General features: G+C 48.8%; 3 protein-coding genes. 2 read left to right on the top strand and 1 reads right to left on the bottom strand.

Annotation, left to right across the window (positions count from 1 at the left end; all coding sequences use genetic code 11):
* Window positions 1-168 precede the first annotated feature (168 nt).
* Complete coding sequence (locus tag WBV75_RS03795) at window positions 169-894, bottom strand: peptidylprolyl isomerase (RefSeq protein WP_424119325.1); 726 nt, start codon at window positions 892-894, stop codon at window positions 169-171.
* On the opposite strand from WBV75_RS03795, the gene WBV75_RS03790 reads away from it, so the two are divergent.
* Together WBV75_RS03790 and WBV75_RS03785 are read left to right on the top strand one after the other, a co-directional pair.
* Window positions 893-1,540 carry an NUDIX hydrolase gene (locus WBV75_RS03790; protein ID WP_424119324.1) on the top strand — a complete coding sequence of 216 codons (648 nt, stop codon included), beginning with the start codon at window positions 893-895 and terminating at the stop codon, window positions 1,538-1,540. The genes WBV75_RS03795 and WBV75_RS03790 overlap by 2 nt on opposite strands.
* 19 nt (window positions 1,541-1,559) lie before the next feature.
* Window positions 1,560-2,210, top strand: a 651-nt coding sequence (locus tag WBV75_RS03785; RefSeq protein ID WP_424119323.1) for a lysophospholipid acyltransferase family protein, incomplete at its 3' end; no start/stop codon positions are given.

Genomic DNA, 2,210 nt, shown 5'->3' with positions numbered 1-2,210 from the left:
GGCCTGTATTCTGGGAGGGGTGGGTTACTTTCTGCTTCGGCAGACCCCAATGCCGGAGGGCTATGCCTATATCTTAGGAGTGGTCATTGTAATCGGTATTCGTCTGGCCGCAGTTCGCTATCATATCACCTTGCCGAACATCTATAAAAAAGCAACTCCCTGAAGGAGTTATTCGAGAACTTCTGCTTTTTCGATATAGATATTTTGCATCGGCCATTCCCCGTCATCTATGGGTACCTGGTTGATGCGATCCACAACATCCATTCCCTGAATAACCCTTCCGAAGGCGGTGTAATTCCCGTCCAGGTGATACGATCCGGGATCGGTCACTACGATAAAGAATTCAAAAGGGGACGCGAGCATATGTGGGTTGTCGATCTCACTGGAGGGCATTGAAATGGTTCCCCTGTGGTGTTTATGCCCTTTACGGGTATCCGGGGGCAGGAGATATCTGCCGATTTCCCTGCGTTTTCGCGCCGTTTCCTTGTTATCTGCATTCCCCCCCTGAATGATAAAATTGGGAACGACCCTATGGAACATTGTATTGTCAAAATACCCTTTTCGCGTCAGGTAGATAAAATTGGATTTGTGGTAAGGGACATTGTCGTAGAGTTGGACGGTAAAACTTCCCATACTCGTTTGCAGACGGACTTTATTGACTTTTAGGTCCTTCTGGTAATTGAAGAAAAAGTCAATGGCATTATCTTCTGTGAGTACAAAAGAAGTAGTGTCTTTTCTGGTGGAGGCCTCCCGGGCATCTAAGCTGGCGTCCAGGGAATCCGTAGCTTTTTCGGGCTGTTCCCCTTTGGGTAGTTTTTCATTACTTTGTTCCCGGCAAGCCAGGCAAGCCAGGCCAATGAGTAGAAGGGTTAAAAAGGGTTTAAAAGCGGACATGGATTTCAAAAGTTTTTCTGAAAGGATTTCAAAAATAAAAAATCTTCCACTACCGGGGGAGTCCGCACATCTTGAAATGGCTCCCGAAATGCGGATCGCTGAATTGAAGGCGATGGCGAAACGGCCAGCAGATTACCGAAGGGCAGGGGTTATGGCGTTGTTTTATCCCGGGACTGACGGGGTGGCACGACTGCTCTTTATTCTCCGCAACTCTTATCCGGGAGTACATTCAGCCCAGATAGCCTTCCCAGGGGGGCAATTTGAAAAGTCCGATCGGGACCTGAAACAAACCGCCCTGCGGGAAACTGAAGAAGAGGTCGGCATCCCGGCCCATGAGATCCAATTGATCCGGGCGATGAGTCAGGTTTACATCCCCCCGAGCAGATTTGAAGTGAGTCCATTCATCGGGCTACTACCCCATAGCCCTGATTTCAGAAAGCAGGATTCCGAAGTGGCTGCCCTGATAGAAGTGCCCCTGCAGGATGTGCTGAGTGATGCCAACCTGGTGACGCGGCAGCTGACCACATCTTATGCCCGGGAAATCACCGTACCGGCATTCCATTTAGAAGGTCATATTATCTGGGGGGCCACAGCCATGATGCTCAATGAGGTCAAAAGCCTTTTAAAGCAGATTCTTCTGACCTGAATTTTGTATTTTAGCTTTCATGGGCATTTTTAAAAAGAATCCTTTTGGGCATTACCTGATCCTGAAATTATGGCTTACCCGTATTATGGGCTTGCTCACGCACCAGCGGTATAAGGGTTTTAACACCCTCGAGATTGAGGGCTCTGAGATTATCCCCGAATTGCCGGATACCAACGTGCTTTTTGTGAGCAACCACCAGACGTATTTCGCCGATGTCGTGGCGATGCTCCATGTCTTTAACGCCAGTCTCTCGGGGCGTGAGAATTCTATAAAGAATGTGGGCTATCTCTGGAAACCCAAGTTGAATACCTACTACGTGGCCGCCAAAGAGACGATGAGCAAAAGCTTGTTAACCAAAATAATGGCCTACGCCGGCTCTATAAGTATTGAGAGGACCTGGAGAGCCGACGGTAAGAACGTCAACCGTCGGGTAAAGTTCAGCGATATCAGCAATATTGGCAAGGCCCTGGATGACGGCTGGGTGATCACCTTTCCCCAGGGGACGACTACGCCCTGGAAGCCCCTCAGAAAAGGTACTGCACATATTATAAAGACTTATAAACCCGTGGTCGTTCCCGTGGTTATCGATGGGTTCCGGCGTTCCTTCGACAAACAAGGCCTCTTTATCAAGAAAAAGGGAATTCTGCAGCATATCGCAATAAAGGAACCC

The organism is Robiginitalea sp., assembly GCF_049588695.1.
GTDB lineage: Bacteria > Bacteroidota > Bacteroidia > Flavobacteriales > Flavobacteriaceae > Robiginitalea.
Note: the sequence above shows the minus strand (reverse complement) of the source record. Positions and strands in the feature narration are given on the sequence as shown.

Coding starts and splice junctions, on each gene's coding strand:
- WBV75_RS03790 (WP_424119324.1), top strand. CDS start 893: ATGGATTTCAAAAGTTTTTCTGAAAGGATTTCAAAAATAAAAAATCTT.
- WBV75_RS03795 (WP_424119325.1), bottom strand. CDS start 894: ATGTCCGCTTTTAAACCCTTTTTAACCCTTCTACTCATTGGCCTGGCT.